The sequence below is a fragment of the Streptomyces sp. NPDC001568 genome (genome assembly GCF_042893755.1).
Lineage (GTDB): Bacteria > Actinomycetota > Actinomycetes > Streptomycetales > Streptomycetaceae > Streptomyces.
This window is the reverse complement of record NZ_JBIAVF010000003.1, coordinates 320,688-341,877: the sequence shown is the minus strand read 5'-3', so window position 1 is coordinate 341,877 and position 21,190 is coordinate 320,688. Positions and strand designations below refer to the sequence as shown.

Sequence of the window (21,190 nt, the reverse complement as noted above, 5' to 3'; positions counted from 1 at the left end):
CGGCGTGGCAGGGGCGCTCTACCATCGCTCTATCCGTAGCAGGCTCTCCTCCGTTTGTGCCGGTGCCCGGGGTCTACGCGGGCAAACCGGCTTGTACGGAGCATCGGGGGATGCACATGACCAGCGCTCCGCACCTGCTGACCGAAGACCGACCCGAGTTCGATCGGCTCCTCGACGAAACACTGCGCACGGCGGACGACCGGCCCGAACTCGTCGGCCTGGGCGAACGGCTGAACGCCGAGCAACTGCGCACGATGGCACTGAACGCCAGCGCGCTGCTGACCGCCGCGGCGGCAGCCGAGTACGACCACTACGTGAAGGTCCGTACGGAACTGCGCGGCGAAGCACGGTCGGCCTCCGCCGACAGCGGGGAGCACGCCTCGGGTGACCGGGACGACGGGGCCGGCGTGAGCGCCGTCGTCGCCGTCCTCGCCCCCGTCCTGGCCGGCACCGCCATGCTGATCTTCCTGCTGGTGGGCTACAGCCTGAAGATGATCGAACCCGAGCCCGCCTTCGCGAAGACGATGCTGACGGCGGGCTGGCTGTTCGGGGCCCTCACCGTGGCCGCGCTGCTGTTCGCCGTCATCGGCCTGCTGGTGACGGCCCTGCGCAACAGCTCGACGGAGGTCGCCGCGGCGGAGACCGTGGTGATGCCCGACGAGCTCTCGCGGGCCCGGGAGGCGTGGCGCAACGCGCTGCTGGAGCGGGGCATCATCCCGTTCCTGCGGGACGCACTGGCCGACCCGAGCGCCGACGGCTATCCGACCCCCCGCACACCAGGGGCCGGGCGCATCCCCCAACTGGGATACACCCGGCCCGACTTCACCAGTCCCGGATCCGCCTCACAGGGACCCCGGCCCGGCTACGCGTCCCCGGACTTCACCAGCCCGGACTTCGGTGGCCCGGAGCACGAACCGGAGTGAGGGCCGACCGGCCTCGGCTCAGTCCCGGTTGAACCGCTCCGCGTCGATCAACTGCCGGAACTTCCCGCGGAGGGTGGCCGTACTCACCGGGTTGACCTGCTCCCACGTCTTGGTGCAGGTCAGGATCGGCGCTCCCCCGGGCGCGGTGCCCGGGTCACAGGTGGTCTCGTACACCAGGTTCGTGGTGGTCAGGACCTCGATCGACACCAGGTTGGCCTGCTCGCTCACCGAGATGGCGCACGCCGTGGTCGGGTACGTGCCCGCCGGCGTGCCGCCGTTGGTCAGGTCGTACCAGGTGAACGCGCTGATGGTGGGGGTGTTCCTGCGGATGCCCACGTAGGCCTTGCCGTCGGTGAGCACGGCGTTGACCTGGCGGGACGCGCTCGGGTTGTAGGAGTCGATGTCGCTGCAGGGCCCACCGGGTCCGGTGAGGCCCTGCGGACCCGTCACGCCTTGCGGGCCCGTCAGGCCCTGCGGCCCCGTCAGACCCTGCGGGCCGGTGAGACCCTGCGGACCCGTCAGGCCCTGCGGCCCGGTGAGACCCTGGGGGCCGGTCGGGCCCTGGGGACCTGTGACGCCCGTCGCCGGTCCGGCCGGTCCCGTCGCGCCGGTGGCGCCCGTCGCTCCCGTCGCGCCCCTGGGGCCGGTCGCGCCCTTCGGTCCACGGGGGCCACGCGGTCCGGTCGGTCCGACCTGGCAACCCCCCTTGCCCGGGTCCGCCTTGGCCGCCGTCGCGTCGTCGCCACGGTCCGGCCTCTGGTTCGACGGCTTGCAGGGATCCCCGCCGCCGCTCCGCACGCTCGGCACGTTCGCGGCGGGTGACACCGCGAACGCCGTCGGAGCCACGATCCCCGCCAGGACCAGCGCGACGGAGGCCAACGTTCCTCCGGCCAGCCAGCCCGCTCGTCGGGGCAAGGGCCCCAGGGGGGATCGGGACCTGTCTTCAGAACTCATCTGCCGCTCCTCGCGCGCACGAGATCGAATGCTTCTCCGAAGTTCGGACGTCGGCCCGGACTCCGGGCGCCATCTTGAGGACCCTGCTGCCGTGCGGTGTGACGACGCGCCCGGTCGTCAGCGGAACGGCGCATCCGGAAGGGGCTGGTTGGTCGTCTGCTGGGGGCCACCCGGGTTCGCGCTCCGGCGTGCCTCGCCCCTCACCGCGGTCGCCGTCCCTAGGGTCAGCGCCCGTGAAGCCGACGATTTGCCTCTGCATGATCGTGAAGAACGAGTCCGCCGTCATCGAGCGCTGTCTCACGTCGGTACGGGGACTCATCGACACCTGGGTCATCTCCGACACGGGATCCACGGACGGAACCCGGCAACTGATCCGAACGGCCCTGGAAGGGATCCCCGGAGAGCTCCACGAGGAACCGTGGGTCGATTTCGGGCACAACCGCAGCCTCAACCTCCGGCACGGCCTCGGCAAGGCCGACTACCTGCTGCTCCTGGACGCCGACCACGTCCTTCGCCCCGAAGGACCCCTGCCGGCCCTCACGGCGGATTCGTACATGCTCCGCCACGAGGGCGCGACCGAGTACCGCATCAAGCGCCTCGTCCGCGCCGATCTCCCCTGGCGGTACGAAGGCGTCACCCACGAGTACCTGACGTGTGACCGCCGCGACGAGAACGACCAGCGCCCCGGCCTCCAAGAGAACCTCGACGCGCTCGTCATCGAGGACTACGCCGACGGCGGCTCCCGGCACGACAAATTCGAGCGGGATGCCCGGCTGCTCGGCGCCGAACTCCAACGCGACCCCTCCAACACCCGGACCGTCTTCTACCTCGCCCAGACCCTGCGGGACATGGGCGACACCGGGGCCTCGATCAAGCTCTACGAACGCCGCGCCGGCATGGGCGGCTGGGCCGAGGAGGTCTACTACGCACTGCTCCAGGTCGGTGTCCTGCACGGGGAGACCGGCGACTGGCCGGCTGCGATGGATGCGCTCTCACGCGCCTGGGACGCGCGTCCCGGCCGGCTGGAGGCCTGCTACGAGCTCGCCGCCCGACTCAGAATGCTCGGCCGGTACCACTCGGCGCATGCCATCACCGCAGCCGCCCTGGATCGGCCGACACCGGACGACCTGCTCTTCGTCCAGCCCTGGGTGTACCGGTGGGGCCTGCTCTTCGAGCACTCGATCAACGCCTACTGGGTCGGCGACATGAATGCTTCGCTCAACGCCTGCGACCGGCTGCTCGCCATGCCCGACCTGCCGGAGGCGTACCGGCGGCAGACGGAGGACAATCGCGCCTTCGCCGTAGCCGCCCTCAGCCACCCGTCCCTGCGTGTTTCACGTGAAACGACGGCTCCCGTTTCACGTGAGACAACCGCTCTCATGTGACTCCACCGTCCCGTTTCACGTGAAACAACGAGGCGCTGTCCACGTGAATCCGGTCTCTCCCGTGAGACAACCGGACCCGTTTCACGTGAAACATCGCGGCCCGCCCCGGTCTACGACGCGGCGGCCCGCTCGCCGATCGCCCGACGGCGCCGGCCGGCGTCCGAGAGCGCCGGCGGGCGCCAGACGCCGTCCGGACGGTAGAGGTTCACACCGGGCGCCACGATCTCGTCGATCCGGTCCAGGACCGCGTCGTCGAGGACCAGCCCGGCCCCCTTCACCAGCGACTCCATCTGCTCCATCGTCCGCGGCCCGATGATCACCGAGGTGACGGCGGGGTGGGCGACGGGGAAGGCCACGGCCAGCTCCGGCAGCGTGCAGCCGATCGATTCGGCCAGTTCGACCAGCTGCTCCACGGCCTCCAGCTTGGCGACGTTGCCCGGGATCGCCGGGTCGAACCGTGCCGGAGTGAGCGCCGCCCGCCCCGAGGTCAGGTCGATGGGGCCGCCGAGCCGGTACTTCCCGCTCAGGAATCCGGACGCGAGCGGGCTCCAGGTCAGCACTCCCATTCCGTATCGCTGCGCGACGGGCAGCACGTCCGCCTCGATGCCCCGAGCAAGGATCGAGTACGGCGGCTGCTCCGTACGGAACCGGGGCAACGCCCGCCGCTCCGCCACGTGGTGCGCCTCGACGAGTTCCTCCGCCGGGAACGTCGAGCAGCCGAAGGAGCGGATCTTGCCGGCCCTGACCAGGTCGCCGAGGACGGCCAGGGTCTCCTCGACATCGGTCGTGTGGTCCGGCCGGTGCACCTGGTAGAGGTCGATCCAGTCGGTGTCCAGCCGGCGCAGGCTGTCCTCCACCGCCCGCACGATCCACCGCCGCGAGTTGCCGCTGCAGTTGCGGCCCTCGCCCATCCGGAAGTGGACCTTCGTGGCGAGCACGACGTCGTCGCGCCGCCCCTTGAGCGCTTTGCCGACGATCACCTCGGACTCACCGGCGGAGTACATGTCCGCGGTGTCGACGAAGTTGATGCCCCGGTCGAGTGCGGCATGGATGATCCGCACGCACTCCTCGTGGTCCGGGTTCCCCACCGCGCCGAACATCATCGTGCCCAGGCAGTGGGCACTCACCTCGATGCCGGTACCACCAAGACTTCGGTATCCCATGGTCATGCGGCCGCACTCTAGGACCTGGAGCGCGCTCCAGGTCAAGAGCCGAACCCCCAGGCCGTCATCTTGAACTCCCGCCCCCCGGCACCCTTCAGGGCTCGGACATGGCGCTGCTCCCGAACGACGGAACTCCGCCGCTCGGGAGCAGCACTCCCCCCGAACAGTGCGTCAGTCCGCCAGCGGCAGGTAGACGCGGTTGCCCGCAGCGGCGAACTCGGCGGACTTCTCCGCCATGCCCGCCTCGATCTCGTCGGCCTTCAGGTCCCCGCCGTGCTGACGGCGGATGTCCTGCGAGATCTTCATCGAGCAGAACTTGGGACCGCACATCGAGCAGAAGTGCGCGGTCTTGGCCGGCTCGGCCGGCAGGGTCTCGTCGTGGAACTCGCGCGCCGTGTCCGGGTCGAGGGCCAGGTTGAACTGGTCCTCCCAGCGGAACTCGAACCGTGCGTCCGACAGGGCGTCGTCCCACTCCTGAGCGCCCGGGTGCCCCTTGGCCAGGTCCGCCGCGTGGGCGGCGATCTTGTAGGTGATGACGCCGGTCTTCACGTCGTCCCGGTTGGGCAGGCCCAGGTGCTCCTTGGGCGTGACGTAGCAGAGCATCGCCGTGCCCCACCAGGCGATCATCGCGGCGCCGATGCCCGAGGTGATGTGGTCGTAGGCGGGAGCGACGTCCGTGGTCAGCGGGCCGAGCGTGTAGAACGGCGCCTCTTCGCAGATCTCCTGCTGGAGGTCGATGTTCTCCTTGATCTTGTGCATCGGGACGTGGCCCGGGCCCTCGATCATCGTCTGGACGTTGTGGCGCTTGGCGATGGTGTTCAGCTCGCCCAGCGTCTTCAGCTCGGCGAACTGCGCGGCGTCGTTGGCGTCGGCGATGGAGCCGGGGCGCAGGCCGTCGCCCAGCGAGTACGTGACGTCGTAGGTCGCGAGGATGTCGCAGAGCTCTTCGAAGTTCGTGTAGAGGAAGTTCTCCTTGTGGTGCGCCAGGCACCACGCGGCCATGATCGAACCACCGCGGGAGACGATTCCGGTCTTGCGGCGGGCGGTCAGCGGCACGTACGGCAGGAGTACGCCGGCGTGGACCGTCATGTAGTCGACGCCCTGCTCGGCCTGCTCGATGACCGTGTCCTTGTAGATCTCCCAGGTCAGGTCCTCGGCGCGGCCGTCGACCTTCTCCAGCGCCTGGTAGAGCGGCACGGTACCGATCGGGACGGGGGAGTTGCGCAGCACCCACTCGCGGGTGGTGTGGATGTTGCGGCCGGTCGAGAGGTCCATGACCGTGTCGGCGCCCCACTTGGTGGCCCAGGTCATCTTGTCGACCTCCTCCTCGATCGAGGAGGTGACCGCGGAGTTGCCGATGTTGGCGTTGACCTTCACCAGGAACCGCTTACCGATGATCATCGGCTCGATCTCGGGGTGGTTCACATTGGCCGGAAGGACGGCTCGACCTGCGGCGATCTCCTCGCGAACGACCTCGGGGGAGACGTTCTCGCGGATCGCGACGTACTCCATCTCCGGAGTGATCTCGCCCCGGCGGGCGTACGCGAGCTGGGTGACGGCGGCGCCGCCACGGCCGCGGCGGGGCTGCCGGGGGCGGCCCGGGAAGACCGCGTCCAGGTTCTTGAGGCCGCCGCGGGGCGAGGTGTGCTTGATGCCGTCGTCCTCGGGGCGCGCGGGACGACCCGCGTACTCCTCGGTGTCGCCACGGCTGATGATCCAGTTCTCGCGCAGCGGTGCGAGGCCCCGACGGACGTCCGTCTCGATCTGGGGGTCGGTGTACGGACCGGACGTGTCGTAGAGCGTCACGTCCTTGCCGTTGGTGAGGTGGACCTGGCGAACCGGCACCCGGATGTCGGGGCGGGAGCCCGCCACGTAACCCTTGTGCCAGCCCGGCTGGCGCTCGTTCCCGCCGTCGGCGTCCTGGCTGACGGCAGGCGTGCGTGCGTCCTGAATGGTCATGAGACCGTATCTCCCTACGCCGGCATTACCCGGTAACAGGTTCGGCGGTCGACGCAGCCTCTTCCCGTACGCATTCTCATGTGCGTACGGTGATCAGCGCCCTCTCAGCCCGGTGCTCCGAGCTCCCGCGTTGTGCAAAGGTGCCCCCACGCTAGCGTCATCTGTGGCGTGCTGAACAGTGGGCCCCCTCATCTCTTGCGATGATCTGCCGGTGACGTCCTCGCCGCAGCCCCCCACCGAGCCCATCGAACCCACGGGTCACCACGGCCATGAGCACGCATCCCACGGGCATGCGGCCGGGCCCGCCCAGGGCCATTCCCACAGCCACGGTCACGGGCCGGCGGCTCCCGTCTCCAAGCACCTGCGCAAGGTCATCGCCGCGGTACTGATCCCCTTCGCCGCGGCCGTCTTCATCGGCATGGCGGTCCTGTGGCCGGGCGGTGCCCCCGCCCACGAGCGGACCGGCGTGGGCTTCGATCGGCAGACCCAGCAGGGTCAAGTGGTCGCGCTCGAAAGCGTCGACTGCAAATCGGTGAACGCCTCACAGGTGCCGTCGACGGGCGACCTGTCGACCCCCCAGGGCCGTGAGGCCGAGGCCGCGCAGAACGGCGACTGCAAGAAGGCCACCGTGGTGGTCGGCAGCGGCCCCGACAAGGGGCGCGCCTTCTTCGAGATCGTCCAGCCTGGCGCGCCACGGCAGTTGGAGCAGGGCCAGAAGGTGGTCGTCGCCCACGCGCCGGACGCCCCGCGGGACCTCCAGTACTCGGTGATCGACGTGAACCGGAAACTGCCGATGGCCGTGCTGGCCGGCATCTTCGCCGTCGCGGTCGTCGTGGTCGGGCGGCTGCGGGGGCTGTTCGCCCTCATCGCTCTCGTGATCAGCTTCGCGATCCTGACCCTGTTCATCCTCCCGGCGATCCTCCAGGGCTCGAACCCCTTGGTCGTCGCGATCGTCGGAGCCAGCGCGATCATGCTGATCGCCCTCTACATGTGCCACGGGCTGACGGCGAGGACCTCGGTAGCCGTCCTCGGCACGCTGATCTCGCTGATGCTGATCGGCCTGTTGGGCTCGGTGTTCATCGACTGGGCGTTCCTGAGCGGCAACACCGACGACAACACCGGCCTGATCCACGGCCTCTACCCCGACATCGACATGAGCGGTTTGCTGCTCGCAGGTGTGATCATCGGCTCACTCGGCGTACTCGACGACGTGACCGTCACCCAGACCTCCGCGGTGTGGGAACTCCACCAGGCCGACCCGAAGATGGGGCCGCGCGCCTTGTACCGGGCGGCGATCAGGATCGGCCGCGACCACATCGCCTCCGTGGTCAACACCCTCGTACTGGCCTACGCGGGCGCCGCGTTGCCCCTGCTACTGCTGTTCTCGATCGCCAACAGCAGCATAGGAGCGGTGGCGAACAGCGAGCTGGTGGCGGAGGAGATCGTACGGACCCTCGTGGGCTCGATCGGCCTGGTCGCGTCGGTGCCCGTGACGACGGCCCTGGCCGCGCTGGTGGTCTCCGCGGACCGGCCGAGCGCCCAGGCCCCCGCGGCGGCCTCGGGGCCGGTCCGCGGCGGCAAGGGCCGGCGGCGCAAGCGCTGAGCTACGGGTGAGAGCGCCTCAGCCCGCGTTCCGTTCGTTCTGCTGGGCTTCGGCGAGGATCTTGTCGAGCGCCTCGTCGAGGTCTCCCTCGAAGTCGCCGAGGTTGCGCTCCTGACCGAGCGGAACAAGCCGGTCCGTGCGGTCGAGGAAGGCGACGAGCGGCGCCGCCCCGGCGCGGAACAGGGCCCGGTCCCCGCCCACCTGGAGTCGGATGTGGACGTCTGACAGCTCGTCCGGGTGCGTGGGGGCGATGTGCACATCGCCGTCGCCGCAGGGCTTGTTGATGCCGTCGAGAAGCAGTTCCCGGCCGAACGCCCAGGTCACGGGCGCGTCTCCGGGAAGGTGGAAGGTGAGGCGTACTGCGTAGGGGTCACGAGCGTCGTACCGGAGTTCCACCGGGATCCGGAACGAGAGCTCCTCGGAAACGAGGAAGCTCATCATGACCTCTGCCTGTACCGACTCGCGCATTGCCTACCCCGCTGTAGTGGAAGTGGCCAGGAATGGTCCCCCAAGCCCTCTTGACAAGAGTGGTGGAAGCGCTGGGAGATCACAAGGAGTGAGTTTTCAGATACTGATAGAGAACGAGAGGGTACTCAACAGCGCGCCTACTTCACTCCGTAGCCGTTCCATCGCATAGGGCAACCGATTTTCTTGGTGCGCGGGGACCGAAATGGCCATGGTTGCGGCGGTATCGCCCGCCGTGATCGGGATGGCGGCGCAGACCGTGCCCAGCGCGTACTCCTGACGCTCCGTAACCGGCGCCATCCGCTCCCGGGAAGCGATTCTTTGTTCCAGTGCGTGGAGGTCCCGCACGGTGTAGGAGGTGATCCCCTCGACCGGGTGACGGTCGTAGTGGTCCCTGCGCGACTTCTCGTCGAGCTGGCCCAGCAGGCACTGGCCGATGGCGTGCGCGTGGCCGGTCGCCCGGAAGTCGGCCCACTCCTCGCAGGCCGGGTCGGCCGGGGTGTCCGAGACGCCCACGACCTCGATCTCACCCTCGCGGTAGACCGCGAAGTAGACGGGTGCCCCGACCGCGTCGCGGAAGTGCGCGAGGGAGTCGAGGATCATGCTGCGACGTTTCTGCTGAAGTCCGGCACCCGCCAGCCGCCCAGCGGCGGGCCCGAGGACGAAGACCCCGCCCACACGGCGCAGATACCCCTCGTGCGTCAGGGTGCGCAACAGGTGGTACGCGGTGGGGAGCGGGAGCCCGGCTTCACGCGCGAGTTGTTTCGCCGGAGCTCCCTCAGCATGGGAGCCCGCCGCTTCCAGCAGCCTCAGCGCTCGCTGCACCGAACCGATCAGAGTCGGCACACCGGCATTGTGAACCGAAGACAAAGCTCACCCCCAGGCGTGGCGGCGGACCTGGGGGCCCGCCCTGCGGGGGCCGCCCCCGCGTGTGCCGTCATTCCTGGGGGTGTTGCTCGGATGTTCCGGACCCGACCGCCCGTCCGGAACGGAGTACCGGGCTGACGTGCCCAGGGGAGCGACACGGATTGCGACCCTATCCGCCGATTCCAGCGGTGTGGGCGTTTTGCCGTGCCGCGTTCCCCCGCATGGGTCAATCGCTTACCGTCCGGGTCGCGGGTTCGTCACCACACCGCGGAGTTCATCACCACACCGCGGAGTTCGTCACCACTCGGTGGAGGAAGAAGAGGACTTCGAACCGCTGCCGCTGAACTTCTTGACCACGAAGATCAGACCGCCGACGAGGGCGACGAAGAGCAGCAGCTTGAAGACGAGTCCGATCAGCGTGCCGATGATGCTGGTGATCACCCCGCCGAACACGAAGATGGCCAGCACCGGAACGGCGATCCACTTGACCCACCAGGGCATGCCCGCGAATATCGCTCGGATCCCGTCCATGTCTTCTACCTCTTCCTCATCCGTGACTTCCTGCTCCCGATGCTAGGAGCCACCGGCCACGGCCGGGGGCCCGAGAGCCCCCGGAACCCCCTGATCCGCCCCCTAGGGGAACCGGGTGCCGACCCCCGGGACGGGCCCGGCCGGCCTCAGCCCTCCGGCGGGGAGAACACCACCAGGACCTTCAACGGCTCCGTGATGTGGTGGAACTTGTGCGGCACCCCGGCCGGTACGTAGACGACGCTGCCGTTGGCCACCACCGTCGTCTCCTCCCCGACCGTGATCGAGGCCCGACCGCTCACGACGAAGTACACCTCGTCCTGCAGGTGCGGTTGCTGCGGGTCGCTCTGCCCCGCTTCGAGGGCGTAGAGCCCTGCCGACATGTTCCGTTCCCGCAGGAATTGCAGGTAGGCGCCGTCATTGGCCGCCCTCTCCGCTTCGAGCTCATCCAGCCGGAAGGCCTTCATGGTTGCTGTGCCCCTCGTTCGCTACTGCCGTGGGATCCGCTGATCTGCTGATGTCCGACCAGGATCTTCTCTGCCACGATCAGACACATGACGAATTTCGTAGTCAAGACGCTCGCCAACGCGGCAGCCCTGGCCGTGGCCATCTGGCTGCTCTCGGGCATCACGCTCGACGACGGCAGCAGCACCGGCCGACGCGCCCTCACCCTGATCCTGGTCGCGCTGGTCTTCGGCTTGGTCAACATCATCGTCAAGCCCCTGGTGAAGCTGCTCTCCCTCCCCCTGTTCGTGCTCACCCTCGGTCTGTTCACCCTGGTCGTGAACGCCCTGATGCTGCTCCTGACCTCGTGGCTGGCGAAGCAGTTCGACCTCAGTTTCCACGTGGACGGCTTCTGGACCGCGGTCCTCGGCGGCCTGATCATCTCCATCGTCTCCTGGGCAGTGAACCTGGCCCTGCCCGACAAGAACTGACCGGCCGACGATGTACCGCGTCTGTTTCGTCTGCACCGGCAACATCTGCCGCTCGCCCATGGCCGAGTCGGTCTTCCGCGCCCACGTCATCGAGGCCGGACTGGAGGGCCGGGTCGAGGTGGACAGCGCCGGCACCGGCGGCCGGCACGAGGGTGACGGCGCCGATCCGCGCACCGTGGCCGTGCTGGAGGCCGCCGGGTACGAGCAGGACCACCGGGCCCGGCAGTTCCGGGCCTCCTGGTTCGACCGCCTCGACCTCGTCATCGCGCTCGACGCCGGCCATCTGAAGGACCTGCGGGCCCTCGCGCCGACCGCGGAGGCCGCGGCCAAGGTCCGGCTGCTGCGCTCGTACGACGCCGCGGCCGCGGCGGGCCACGCGCCGGCCGCGCTGGACGTACCCGACCCGTACTACGGCCCGCTCGACGGGTTCGAGGAATGCCTGGAGCTGGTCGAGGCCGCGAGCCCCGGCCTGCTGGACGCGGTACGCACCGCGGTGAAGGAGCACACCCCGTGAACGACCATCCCGCCGGCGAGAGCGCCGCGACGCACCGGTACGGCGACGGAACCCGGGCCGTGCGCGCCGGCTTCCCCGAAGCCGTGAAGAACGAACCGACCCTGCCGGGACCCGTGTTCGCCGCCCACTTCCACCTCCCCGGTGACGTGACGGGCCCGTACACCTACGGCCGCGACAGCAACCCGACGTGGACCCTGCTGGAACGCGCCATCGGCGAACTGGAGGCGCCCGGGCAGGAGGGTGTGGAGACCATCGTCTTCGCCTCCGGCATGGCGGCGATCTCCGCCGTCCTCCTCTCCCAGGCCCGCACCGGCGACACCGTCGTCCTGCCCGACGACGGCTACCAGGCGCTGCCGCTGCTCCGGGAGCAGTTGGAGGCGTACGGGATCGTGGTGCGCACCGCCCCGACCGGCGGCGACGCCCAGCTGACGGTCCTCGACGGGGCCCGGCTCCTGTGGATCGAAACCCCCTCCAACCCGGGGCTCGACGTGTGCGACGTGCGCCGCCTCGTGGAGACCGCGCACGCCGGCGGCACCCTGGTCGCCGTTGACAACACCCTCGCCACGCCGCTCGGACAGCGGCCGCTGGAACTCGGCGCGGACTTCTCCGTCGCCAGTGGCACCAAGGGCCTCACCGGTCACGGTGATCTCCTGCTCGGCTACGTCGTCTGCCGGGACCCCGCGCTCGCGGCGGCCGTCCGCCGCTGGCGCAAGATCGTCGGCGCCATCCCGGGGCCCATGGAAGCCTGGCTCGCCCATCGCTCGCTGGCCACCATCCAGCTGCGCGCCCAGCGCCAGTGGGGCAACGCCCTCGCGCTCGCCGAAGCGCTCGCCGACCGCACCGAGGTGAGCGGACTGCGCTACCCCGGCCTCCCCTCGGACCCGTCCCACAAGACAGCGGTCAGGCAGATGTCCGGATTCGGCTCGGTGGTCTCCTTCACGCTGCCCGACCGTGCACACGCGGAACGCTTCATGGCCGCCCTGCACCTGGTCGAGGACGCCACGAGCTTCGGCGGAGTCCGCTCCACCGCGGAGCGGCGCGGCCGCTGGGGCGGCGACGCCGTGCCGGAGGGTTTCATCCGGTTCTCCGCCGGCGCCGAGGATCCCGACGACCTGGTCGCCGACGTGTTGCGGGCCCTTGACCGCGCGGCCTCCGGAGCCTGAACGGCACGGGAAACGGTCCGAGCCTCCCCCCTGGTGGCTCGGACCGCCCCGGGCTCCGCGGGTGAAGAACCACACGAACAAGGCTAATTGACTTAGCGTCAGAGTCCAATCACGGTAACGACAGGGGCCTATCGGCATATTTATAGTTGAAGGCCCCCACCGGAAGGGGCTGCCATGGATTTGGCCCTGCTGCGCACGTTCGTCGCCGTCCATCGGGCCGGCTCGTTCACCCGGGCCGCCACCCTCCTCGGGCTGTCCCAGCCCGCGGTCACCTCGCAGATCCGGACCCTGGAACGCCAACTGGGCCGCCCGCTGTTCCACCGCCGCGCCCGCGGGGTCACGCCCACCGCGATCGGCGACGAACTGGCCCACAAGGCGGCCCCGCACCTGGACGCCCTGCTGCGGATCACCGAGACCGAGCGGGAGTCCGCGGGCACCTTACGCACCCTGCACCTCGCCGGACCCTCCGAATTCCTCTCCCTGCGGGTGCTCCCCGCCCTCGCGCCCCTCGTCGTCCAGGGCCAGACCCTTCGTACGGCCTTCACCTGCGGCGCGGAGGCGACCCTCGACGGGCTGACCTCCGGGCAGCACGACCTCGTCGTCACCACGGCCCGGCCTCGCGGCGGGCTGTTCACGGCGTCCGCCCTGTGCGACGAGGAGCTGGTACTGGTCGCGGCGCCCTACTGGGCCGCGCTCGTCGACCCCGCGCACCTGCGCGACAAGGGCCCCGGCGCCCTCGACGGGATCCCCGTCGTCGAGGTGCACGAGAGCCTGCCGCTCGTGACCCGCTACTGGGCCTCCCTCTTCGACTCGCCGGTCGAGGCCGCCGCCACCGTCGTCGCCCCCGACCTGCGCGCCGTACTGGAATGCGTCCGCGCCGGCGCCGGACTCGCCGTGCTGCCCCGGTACCTGTGCCGGGACGGCCTGGACGACGGTCGGATCGTGGCCCTGCTGGAGCCGCCCGTGCCGCCGCTGCGGACCTGGTTCCTCGCCGTACGGGCCGGCAGCCTGGGCCTGGCCCACCTCGACCGCGCCCACGACATGCTGTTGCGCGCCGCCGCGCACTGGTGAGCTCCCTGTTTTCGGCCCGTGGTGCGTTTCAGACGGGGCCCGCCGGGCCACTCTTCTCCCATGACCGAACGTCCCGTGGTCAAACGCACCGCCCGCGCGATCCTGCTCGACGGTGGCGACCTGATCCTCATCAAGCGCACCAAGCCCGGCGTCGACCCGTACTGGCTCACCCCGGGCGGCGGGGTGGAGCCCTCGGACGACACCGTCGTGGACGCCCTGCACCGCGAAGTCCACGAAGAACTCGGCGCCAAGATCACCGATGTGGTGCCCTGCTTCGTCGACACCGTCGAGCACATCGCCTCCGGGGGAGTGACCGGCGTGAAGGTGCAGCACTTCTTCGTCTGTCACCTCGAATCGATGGACCTCTCACAGCGCCACGGACCCGAGATCGACGAGCCCGAGGGCGAGTACGAGATCGTCCGCGTCCCCTTCAGCCGGGTCGGGATCGCCGCCGTCCACCTGGTGCCGCTGTCGTTGCGGCACTACCTCGACGGAAACATCGAGGGGGTGCGCGCCATGCACGCCCCCGACCTGGGCTGAGCGAACCGGGTGGCCGGCGGGCCCGTACCGGGCTCAGCCGGCGACGCCCGCCAACTCCTCGAACGCGTCGTAGCGGATCCGCTCCCCGGGGATGCCGATCCGCTTCAGGGCGTCGACACCGCTGCGGATCATCGCCGGGGGCCCCGAGACGAAGGCGTCGTACGACCTCCAGGGCCCGTGCTCACCGACCGCCTGCGGCAGTTGTCCGTCCAGGCCCCCACCCACCACCGGGCGCACCGACAGCCAAGGGTGGGAACGCTGCAGTCCCAGCAGGGTGTCCTTGTCGTAGAGGTCGTTGTCGCTGCGCGCCCCGAAGAAGACCTCCATGGGCCGCCGCTCGCCGTGCTCGGCGACGTCCTCGATCAACGCCTTGATGGGGGCGATGCCGGTACCGCCGCCCAGGCACAGCATGCCGTTGTCGGTTGTGTGGTCCACCACCATCGAGCCCGCCGGTGGACCGAGCCGCAGTACGTCGCCCGGCTGTGCGTGCCGGACGAGGGCGTTGGAGACCCAGCCCGCCGGTACGGCCTTGACGTGGAAGGAGAGGAGGCCATCGGCGCGGGGGGCCGAGGCGAAGGAGTAGTTCCGCCAGACCCGTGGCCACCACGGGGTCTCCAGGCTCGTGTACTGGCCCGCGAGGAAGGGGTAGGGCTGGTCGGGGCGGACCGTCAGCACCGCGATGTCCGAGGTGCGCAGGTCGTGCGAGACGACCTCCGCATGCCACCAGGCGGGCGCCTTCACCTCGTCCTCGGCAGCCGCATCGATCATGATCTGGGAGATGGCCGTGTAGGCGCGTACCCAGGCAGCCTGGGTCTCCGGCCCCCAGGTGAACTCGGCGTACCGGGCGAGCGCCCCGATCAGGGCCTCTCCCACCGCCGGATAGTGGCCGGCCATGGTTCCGTACTTGCGGTGCCCCGTGCCCAGACGGCGGAGGTACGGGACGAGCACGTCCGGGTCGTCGATGTGCTCGGCGGCGGTCAGCAGCGCCTTCAGCAGTCGGTCGCGCTGGATGTCCATGGCGGCGGGGAACATCCCGCGCACCTCGGGGTGCCCGGTGAAGACCAGGGCGTAGAAGTACGAGGTGACCTTGTCGGCGACGGGTGCGACCTCGGCAAGGGTCCGGTGGATGAGCACGGAGTCCGGGGAGGGCTCTTTCGCACCGCCCCCGGAGGGTATCCGGCCCGTCGGTCTGGCCGATCTGATTGGCGGAGCGTCCATGCGGTGCCTCGCTTCGAGCATCTCGGTCGGTGTGCACGCGCCACGGCCTCGAATCCGTGGTTCCGGGTTTCACAGCGTGCCGGCCGACCAAGAGCACTGCGGGGGAATGGGAAAATTCTGCGTTTCGAACCCTCTTTCCCCTTAAGATGCCTCGACTTCCGGGCGGGTCACACCCACGAGCTGGTATGCCTCGCGGAGGTCGCGGCCCTCATAGACGTATGTCGCCCGCTCGGCCAAGTAGGGACGGGCGTTCACCGCCACCGACCTCGGGACGGCCTCGAAGAGGACCGCGTCGGTCAGGGAGTCCCCGTAGGCGACGCAGTCGACCCGGCTCACTCCGAACCGTGCGCACAGCTGGTCGGCGATGCCCACCTTGCCCTCGGGCGTCAGGATGCCCGCGAGGTCGACGGGCCGCGTGAAGGGCACTTCGGGGAAGACCGAGCCGTGCGCGGCATGGGCGCCCCACTCCAGCAAGAGCTCGACGAAGAACGAAGGGGACAGCGAGATGACCGCGCAGTAGTCACCGCGCTCACGGATCTCCTGCCAGACGTCCCGGATGCCGGCCAACCACGGAGACCCGTCGAAGGCCGCCCGCACGTGTGCGGGCGTCAGCTCCGCCCACAGCTCCCGTACCGCCTCCGAAAACTGGTGGGGGGTGATCTTGCGGGCGGCGAAGGACCGCTCGAGTTCGGCAATTTCGACCCCGACGCCGAGCTGCCGGGAAATCTCGACCGGCGCGGCCGAGCCGAACATCAGTGTCCCGTCGAGATCGAAGAGGTGCAGCATTGTCATAGCCGTCGAGGCTAGCTGCTCCGTTTCACGTGAAACAGCGTGTTTCACGTGAAACGGACCCACTGTTCCACGTGAAACAGGCGGCTGTTTCACGTGAAACGTGGCCGCGCCCCCTCCTGAACATCGCTGCACCCCCTGATGAAGATCAACGGTTTCACGTGAAACGTCGGCGGCGGCCCTGTCGCCATATCCTCTGGACGCCCACCCGGCCCATGATCCAGTCTGGGCAGGTGACACCACCACCACTCACCGAGCTACCGATCCGCACGCTGACCACGGATGATCTCCGTCGTTGCGCCGATCTGTCCGAGGACCGCGGCTGGCCCCGCGAGGACCACAAGTGGGGGCTGCTCCTCGCGGCGGGCGACGCCTACGGGATCGACGCCCCCGACGGCGAAGGACTGGCCGCCGCCTGCGTCGTCACCCGCTACGGCCCCAGCCGGGTCGAGCCCGACCTCGCCGCCATCGGCATGGTCCTCGTCGCGGACCGCTACGCCCGCAGGGGACTGGGCCGTCGCCTGATGACCCACGTCTGCGACGAGGTCCTGGCGGGCATCCCCCTCACGCTGCACGCCACACCGTACGGCCGCCCCCTCTACGAGGAACTCGGCTTCGACACGACCGGCCGCGCCGAGATGCTCGTGGGCACCTTCCGTCCCACCGGCGGCGATCCGCTCCCGGTGGGCGAAGCCGTCCGCCCGGCCACCTCCGACGACATCCCGGGCATCATCCGCCTGGACACCGAGGTGTTCGGCACCGACCGCACCCACCTGATCATTCGTCTGCCCGCCTTCGCCGACCGGATCCTCGTCATCGAGGACGGTCGGGGCGAGCTCGTCGGATACGCCGCCATCTGGCCCAACATGGACACCCACGTCATCGGCCCGCTCATCGCCCGCGACACCGCCGGCGCCCGGGCACTCGTGACCGCGCTGGCCGCGGCCACCGACCGGCCCCTGCGCACCGACGTCGACGTGCGCCACGAAGAGCTCCTCGGCTGGCTCAAGGAACGGGGCCTCGCATCGGTGGCGTTCAACGCCGTCATGACTCGGAACATCCCCGGCCTGCCCGGCGACTGGACCCGCCGCTGGGCCCCGCTGACCGTCGCGGCCGGCTGAAGGAAGGAAAAGCACACCATGGCCGAACCCCACGAGCTGAGCATCCGCCCCGCCACCCAGGCCGATCTGCCGGCCATCGTCGAGATGCTCGCGGACGACCCGCTCGGCGCCACCCGGGAAACCCCGGACGATCTCGCGCCGTACGTGGCCGCCCTCAAGCGCCTGACAGACGACCCCAACCAGCACATCGTCGTCGCCGTCCGCGGCGAGCGCGTGGTGGGCACCCTCCAGCTCACCTTCGTACCGGGGCTCTCCCGCACGGGAGCCACCCGGGCAATCGTCGAAGGCGTCCGGGTCCACGCCGACGAACGGGGCAGCGGCCTCGGCACCCGCTTCATCGAATGGGCGATCGACCGGTCCCGGCAGGAGAACTGCCTGCTGGTCCAGCTCACCTCGGACGTGACGCGCACCGACGCCCACCGCTTCTACGAGCGGCTCGGTTTCACCGCCTCGCACGTCGGGTTCAAGTTCCCGCTCTGAGCGACACGGGATGGGCCGGGCCCCCGTCGGCGGCCCGGCCTACCATCGGGAGGATGAGCCCCGGCCTCCCGATCGTGACCACCGCCGAACGTCGCCACCGGCTCGGCCGCAGGCACCGGCTGGCCCCCTCGGCCCACGCCGCCACCGTGTCCGAGGCAGCCGACGCGGTGGTCGCCCTGCATGCCACCGACGCCGCGACGGTCTACCTCTCCGCCCGCGCCCGGCTGGTAGGAGGCGGTCCGGAGACGATCGAGCGGGCCCTCTACGAGGACGTCAGCCTCGTCCGCCTGCTCAGCATGCGCAACACCCTCTTCGCCGTATCCACCGAGCTCGCGCCCCACGTCGACGCGTCCACCGCGCGGGGCATCGCGGCCAAGGAGCGGCGAACCCTCCTCAAGCACCTCGCCGAGGACGGCCGGGGCCTGGACGCCGACTGGCTGGTCCGCACGGAGGCCTCCGCCCTGGAAGCCCTCGATGTCCACGGCCCGTTGACCGGCAGCCGGCTGACCGCCGAAGTTCCCGCCCTCCAGCAGAAGATCACCGTCGGTCGGGGCAAGACGTACGAGACCGAGACCGGGGTCACCACGCGTGTCATACGCCTTCTGGCCGCCGACGGCCGGATCCGCCGGGACCGCCCGCGCGGATCGTGGACGTCGAGCCAGTACCGCTGGGTCCACACCCGGCCCTGGCCGGAGGTATCCGCCACCGAGGCGCGCGCCGAAATCGCCCGCCGTTGGCTCCACGCCTACGGCCCGGCCACGGAGGCCGACCTGAAGTGGTGGACCGGCTGGACCCTGACCGACGTACGCAAGGCCTTGGGCGCCGTCGGTCCCGAGCAGGTCCTCCTGGAGGGCGGGGTCACGGCCCTGGTCCTCGCCGGGGACACCGCCTCCGAACCCGCCCCCGAGCCCTGGGCGGCGCTGCTGCCCGGCCTGGATCCCAGCGGCATGGGCTGGGCCGATCGCGGCTTCCACCTCGACCCGGCCCACCGCGGCGCCCTGTTCGACTACGCGGGCAACATCGGCCCGACCGTGTGGTGGAACGGCGAGATCATCGGCGGCTGGGCCCAGCGGCCCGACGGCGCGATCGTCTGGAGGCTGCTGCGCGATCGCGGCCGCGCCGCCACCGAGGCGGTCACCGCCGAGGCCGCGCGGCTCGCCGCGTGGGTGGGCGACGCCCGGGTCACCCCGCGCTTCCGTACCCCGCTGGAGCGCGAACTCGTCGGCTGAGCCGCGCGTCCGGCAGCCCGCAGCCACCGGCCTCAGCCGATGCCCCGCCAGCCCTGGGGGTCCACCCCTCCGGGCACCGGGGCCTGGGCGTCGTAGGGCTCCCGGGTGAAGACGAACGACGCCAGGTCGAGGTGGCTCACCGAGCCGTCCTCACGGCGTACGGCCCGCAAGGTCTCGCCCGCGTAGTACCCGGTGAGCCCCGTCCAGGTCCCGTCGGGCTCCGAGCGGAAGCGAGCCGTCCGACCGGTGGCCCCCACCGGGCCGAGCTCCAGCGAGCCGTCGTACGTGAGCCGCAGCGCGTGCGGCGAAGTCCCCCAGTACCAAGGCCCGGTCAGCTCCAACGGCACCCGCTCGGCCTCCCCGAACGGACGCCACGGCGCGGGGAAACGGGGTTCCGCGTCGGCGACGATCCGCACCAGGTCCATGGCGACGGTCGTCGGCGGCAGCCCCGACGTGCAGTTCGCCAGGACCACGGCGGCCACGTCGTCCGCCTCGCTCAGCCACAGGCCGGCGACGAACCCCGGGAGGGAGCCGCCGTGCCCGAACAGGCGCCGCCCCCCGTTCGTCGCCACCTGGACACCGAGTCCGTACCCGGAATCCGCGGAGCCGGGGTCCGACGGCGCCGCCGGGGCACGCATCTCCCGTACCGTCGCGGCCCTCAGCACCCGTTCGTCACCGCGGAGCAGGAAGTCGGCGAAGCGCGCCAGGTCCTTCGTCGTGGACCACAGTTGCCCGGCCGCGGCCATCAGGCCGAGGTCCTCCAGGGGTTCGGGCATCATCACGTCGGCCCACGGGTGCACCGCCCAACCGCCCGCGTGCGGCGCCTGCGGCTGCCCGCTCGTCCGGTCCAGGCCGAGCGGCTCCAGCACCTCGGCGCGCAGGACGTCCTCCCACGGCTTCCCCCGCAGCGTCTCGACCAGCGAACCCAGCAGCGTGTAGCCGGGGTTGGAGTAGTGGAACCGGCTGCCGGGGGAACTCCTGAACGGCTCGTCGCCCAGTACGTCGGCGAGTTCGGGCCGCAGCGCCGCCGGGCTCCGCTCCCACCACGCGCCGGGGGTCTCGGCGGCCAACCCGCCCGTGTGGGACAGCAACTGGGCGATGGTCACCTCGCCCACGCCCGTTCCGGGCAGGTGCTTCTCCAGCGGGTCCGACAGGTCGAGGAGTCCTTCGTCACGCAGCCGCAGCACCAGAACCGCGGTGAAGGTCTTGGTGATCGAGCCGATCCGGTACTGCACGTTCCCGTCCGGTCCGTGCCCTTCCACGGAGGTACGGGACCCCTCCCAGACCACCTCGCCGCCGCGTACGACCGCCGCCACCACGGAGGGGGCCCGGCCCTCGCTCTGCGCGACGGCGATCCGGTGCCGCAGCGCGCGGCGGGTCTCGGGGAGCAGTTCCAGGTCTTCAGCGAGCGCGTCCATGATCCCTGAGTACCACACCCGTGCGACCGACAGCCTCTCGGTTTCCACGTCGTCCGAGGTCGGCGTGACCGCCCGGCCGTAGATCCCCCGCCGCCGGCGCTGCGATGTGGAAAGCCCCGAACCCGCCCTCGCAGCTTCGGATCTGCACGTGGTGATGTGCTGTGCGATGTGCACCTTTACCTGTACGCGGTGCTGAGCTGCGCTGTTGATGGGGAATCGAACCCCGCGTTGCTCTTCACGCGCCAAGAAGGAGCTGGAAAACCGCCAACCCTCGGTGTGTGCACGCCTCCGAAACTGCTACCTGCTCCACATCGTCCCCACCGGCAGGCCGGCTCAGTCCAGCAGATCGACCTCCCAGTTCGCCCGCTGGATCCGCATATCGACCTCGCGGATATCCCGCGCGAGAGCGTCCGCCTGACCGCGTAGTTCCGCGACCGGAAGCGCGGAGAGCATCTTCAACTCGGACCGAAGCTGCCGCCCGTAACCCCGCTCGCCCGTGCCCGCCGCCGCGTCCGCCGCCGCGATGACCACGGAGTGACGCAACCGCAGGACGTCCCGGCGTGCCAGGGCGTCGGTGAGCGTGCCGTCCGGACCCATCTGCGCGGTGGCATTGGTCCGGTTGATCCGCCGGATCAATGTTTCCAGGGCGTTGAGCACCTCACCGGTCTCGGCCAGAAGCTGAGCTGCGTCCTCGGCCGGCGCCTCCCCCTCCTGGTACCGCGCACTGCTGACGACGCGCGCTCGCAGCTGTTCCACACGGCGCGTCGCCTCCGCACGCTCTGCCAGTGCCTCAGCAAGCTTCACGGTCCCCACCTCCCCCTCCATGAGCTCGTACAAGTATACGAGCGCCGCGACCCGGGACCCG

The 21,190-nt window shown here is 70.2% G+C and carries 22 protein-coding genes and 1 riboswitch; of the genes, 11 read left to right on the top strand and 11 right to left on the bottom strand.

What is annotated here, in order from left to right; genetic code table 11:
* The first annotated feature begins 110 nt into the window (after window positions 1–110).
* The gene (locus ACFY0I_RS07375; RefSeq protein ID WP_388891412.1) at window positions 111–923 is read left to right on the top strand and encodes a hypothetical protein; all 813 of its coding nucleotides are present in this window, start codon (window positions 111–113) and stop codon (window positions 921–923) included.
* 18 nt (window positions 924–941) lie between these two features.
* On the opposite strand, the gene ACFY0I_RS07370 is transcribed toward ACFY0I_RS07375, so the two are convergent.
* Entirely contained in the window at window positions 942–1,838 is an 897-nt protein-coding gene (locus ACFY0I_RS07370) for a hypothetical protein (RefSeq protein ID WP_388891409.1), read from the bottom strand.
* Between the two features lie 296 nt (window positions 1,839–2,134).
* Between ACFY0I_RS07370 and ACFY0I_RS07365 the strand changes: the two genes are divergently transcribed.
* The gene (locus tag ACFY0I_RS07365) at window positions 2,135–3,262 is read left to right on the top strand and encodes a glycosyltransferase (RefSeq protein WP_388891406.1); all 1,128 of its coding nucleotides are present in this window, start codon (window positions 2,135–2,137) and stop codon (window positions 3,260–3,262) included.
* A 110-nt stretch (window positions 3,263–3,372) separates the two neighbouring features.
* On the opposite strand, the gene ACFY0I_RS07360 is transcribed toward ACFY0I_RS07365, so the two are convergent.
* Window positions 3,373–4,425 carry an aldo/keto reductase gene (locus ACFY0I_RS07360; RefSeq protein ID WP_388891822.1) on the bottom strand — a complete coding sequence of 351 codons (1,053 nt, stop codon included), beginning with the start codon at window positions 4,423–4,425 and terminating at the stop codon, window positions 3,373–3,375.
* 171 nt (window positions 4,426–4,596) lie between these two features.
* Complete coding sequence (gene thiC, locus ACFY0I_RS07355) at window positions 4,597–6,384, bottom strand: phosphomethylpyrimidine synthase ThiC (RefSeq protein WP_388891403.1); 1,788 nt, start codon at window positions 6,382–6,384, stop codon at window positions 4,597–4,599.
* Window positions 6,379–6,523, bottom strand: a riboswitch (TPP riboswitch). It overlaps the preceding gene by 6 nt.
* A gap of 72 nt (window positions 6,524–6,595) precedes the next feature.
* On the opposite strand from thiC, the gene ACFY0I_RS07350 reads away from it, so the two are divergent.
* Window positions 6,596–7,987, top strand: coding sequence for a YibE/F family protein (locus ACFY0I_RS07350; protein WP_388891400.1), 1,392 nt, complete (start codon window positions 6,596–6,598; stop codon window positions 7,985–7,987).
* Window positions 7,988–8,005: 18 nt separating this feature from the next.
* On the opposite strand, the gene ACFY0I_RS07345 is transcribed toward ACFY0I_RS07350, so the two are convergent.
* The 4 genes from ACFY0I_RS07345 to ACFY0I_RS07330 form a co-directional block, all read right to left on the bottom strand.
* A complete protein-coding gene (locus ACFY0I_RS07345; RefSeq protein WP_388891397.1) occupies window positions 8,006–8,455 on the bottom strand; it encodes an SsgA family sporulation/cell division regulator in 450 nt (149 codons plus the stop codon).
* Window positions 8,456–8,551: 96 nt separating this feature from the next.
* Entirely contained in the window at window positions 8,552–9,298 is a 747-nt protein-coding gene (locus tag ACFY0I_RS07340; RefSeq protein ID WP_388891394.1) for an IclR family transcriptional regulator, read from the bottom strand.
* 318 nt (window positions 9,299–9,616) lie between these two features.
* A complete protein-coding gene (locus ACFY0I_RS07335; RefSeq protein WP_388891391.1) occupies window positions 9,617–9,850 on the bottom strand; it encodes a DUF5326 family protein in 234 nt (77 codons plus the stop codon).
* A gap of 146 nt (window positions 9,851–9,996) precedes the next feature.
* Entirely contained in the window at window positions 9,997–10,314 is a 318-nt protein-coding gene (locus ACFY0I_RS07330; protein WP_388891388.1) for a cupin domain-containing protein, read from the bottom strand.
* Window positions 10,315–10,401: 87 nt separating this feature from the next.
* Here ACFY0I_RS07330 and ACFY0I_RS07325 point away from each other — a divergent pair, with 87 nt between their 5' ends.
* The 5 genes from ACFY0I_RS07325 (at window position 10,402) to ACFY0I_RS07305 (ending at window position 14,070) form a co-directional block, all read left to right on the top strand.
* Window positions 10,402–10,782, top strand: coding sequence for a phage holin family protein (locus tag ACFY0I_RS07325; RefSeq protein ID WP_388891385.1), 381 nt, complete (start codon window positions 10,402–10,404; stop codon window positions 10,780–10,782).
* Between the two features lie 10 nt (window positions 10,783–10,792).
* Complete coding sequence (locus ACFY0I_RS07320; protein ID WP_388891382.1) at window positions 10,793–11,296, top strand: low molecular weight protein-tyrosine-phosphatase; 504 nt, start codon at window positions 10,793–10,795, stop codon at window positions 11,294–11,296.
* The gene (locus tag ACFY0I_RS07315; RefSeq protein ID WP_388891380.1) at window positions 11,293–12,459 is read left to right on the top strand and encodes a cystathionine gamma-lyase; all 1,167 of its coding nucleotides are present in this window, start codon (window positions 11,293–11,295) and stop codon (window positions 12,457–12,459) included. The genes ACFY0I_RS07320 and ACFY0I_RS07315 overlap by 4 nt, the downstream gene beginning before the upstream one ends.
* A 174-nt stretch (window positions 12,460–12,633) precedes the next feature.
* Window positions 12,634–13,530, top strand: a complete 897-nt coding sequence (locus tag ACFY0I_RS07310; protein ID WP_388891377.1) for a LysR family transcriptional regulator — start codon at window positions 12,634–12,636, stop codon at window positions 13,528–13,530.
* A 60-nt stretch (window positions 13,531–13,590) separates the two neighbouring features.
* Window positions 13,591–14,070, top strand: coding sequence for an NUDIX domain-containing protein (locus ACFY0I_RS07305; protein WP_388891374.1), 480 nt, complete (start codon window positions 13,591–13,593; stop codon window positions 14,068–14,070).
* Window positions 14,071–14,103: 33 nt separating this feature from the next.
* On the opposite strand, the gene ACFY0I_RS07300 is transcribed toward ACFY0I_RS07305, so the two are convergent.
* Both ACFY0I_RS07300 and ACFY0I_RS07295 read right to left on the bottom strand, forming a co-directional pair.
* The gene (locus tag ACFY0I_RS07300) at window positions 14,104–15,204 is read right to left on the bottom strand and encodes a globin domain-containing protein (RefSeq protein WP_388891371.1); all 1,101 of its coding nucleotides are present in this window, start codon (window positions 15,202–15,204) and stop codon (window positions 14,104–14,106) included.
* Between the two features lie 225 nt (window positions 15,205–15,429).
* A complete protein-coding gene (locus tag ACFY0I_RS07295) occupies window positions 15,430–16,080 on the bottom strand; it encodes an HAD family hydrolase (protein ID WP_388891368.1) in 651 nt (216 codons plus the stop codon).
* Between the two features lie 230 nt (window positions 16,081–16,310).
* Between ACFY0I_RS07295 and ACFY0I_RS07290 the strand changes: the two genes are divergently transcribed.
* Genes ACFY0I_RS07290 through ACFY0I_RS07280 form a run of 3 tightly spaced genes read left to right on the top strand, consistent with a single transcriptional unit; the run spans window position 16,311 to window position 18,907 of the window.
* On the top strand, window positions 16,311–17,198 hold the full coding sequence (locus ACFY0I_RS07290; RefSeq protein ID WP_388891365.1) for a GNAT family N-acetyltransferase: 888 nt from the start codon (window positions 16,311–16,313) through the stop codon (window positions 17,196–17,198).
* Window positions 17,199–17,216: 18 nt separating this feature from the next.
* On the top strand, window positions 17,217–17,678 hold the full coding sequence (locus ACFY0I_RS07285; RefSeq protein WP_388891361.1) for a GNAT family N-acetyltransferase: 462 nt from the start codon (window positions 17,217–17,219) through the stop codon (window positions 17,676–17,678).
* 53 nt (window positions 17,679–17,731) lie between these two features.
* Window positions 17,732–18,907, top strand: coding sequence for a winged helix DNA-binding domain-containing protein (locus ACFY0I_RS07280; RefSeq protein WP_388891358.1), 1,176 nt, complete (start codon window positions 17,732–17,734; stop codon window positions 18,905–18,907).
* Window positions 18,908–18,939: 32 nt separating this feature from the next.
* On the opposite strand, the gene ACFY0I_RS07275 is transcribed toward ACFY0I_RS07280, so the two are convergent.
* Window positions 18,940–20,325, bottom strand: coding sequence for a serine hydrolase domain-containing protein (locus ACFY0I_RS07275; protein WP_388891355.1), 1,386 nt, complete (start codon window positions 20,323–20,325; stop codon window positions 18,940–18,942).
* 333 nt (window positions 20,326–20,658) lie between these two features.
* The gene (locus ACFY0I_RS07270) at window positions 20,659–21,129 is read right to left on the bottom strand and encodes a DIP1984 family protein (protein ID WP_388891352.1); all 471 of its coding nucleotides are present in this window, start codon (window positions 21,127–21,129) and stop codon (window positions 20,659–20,661) included.
* Window positions 21,130–21,190 lie beyond the last annotated feature (61 nt).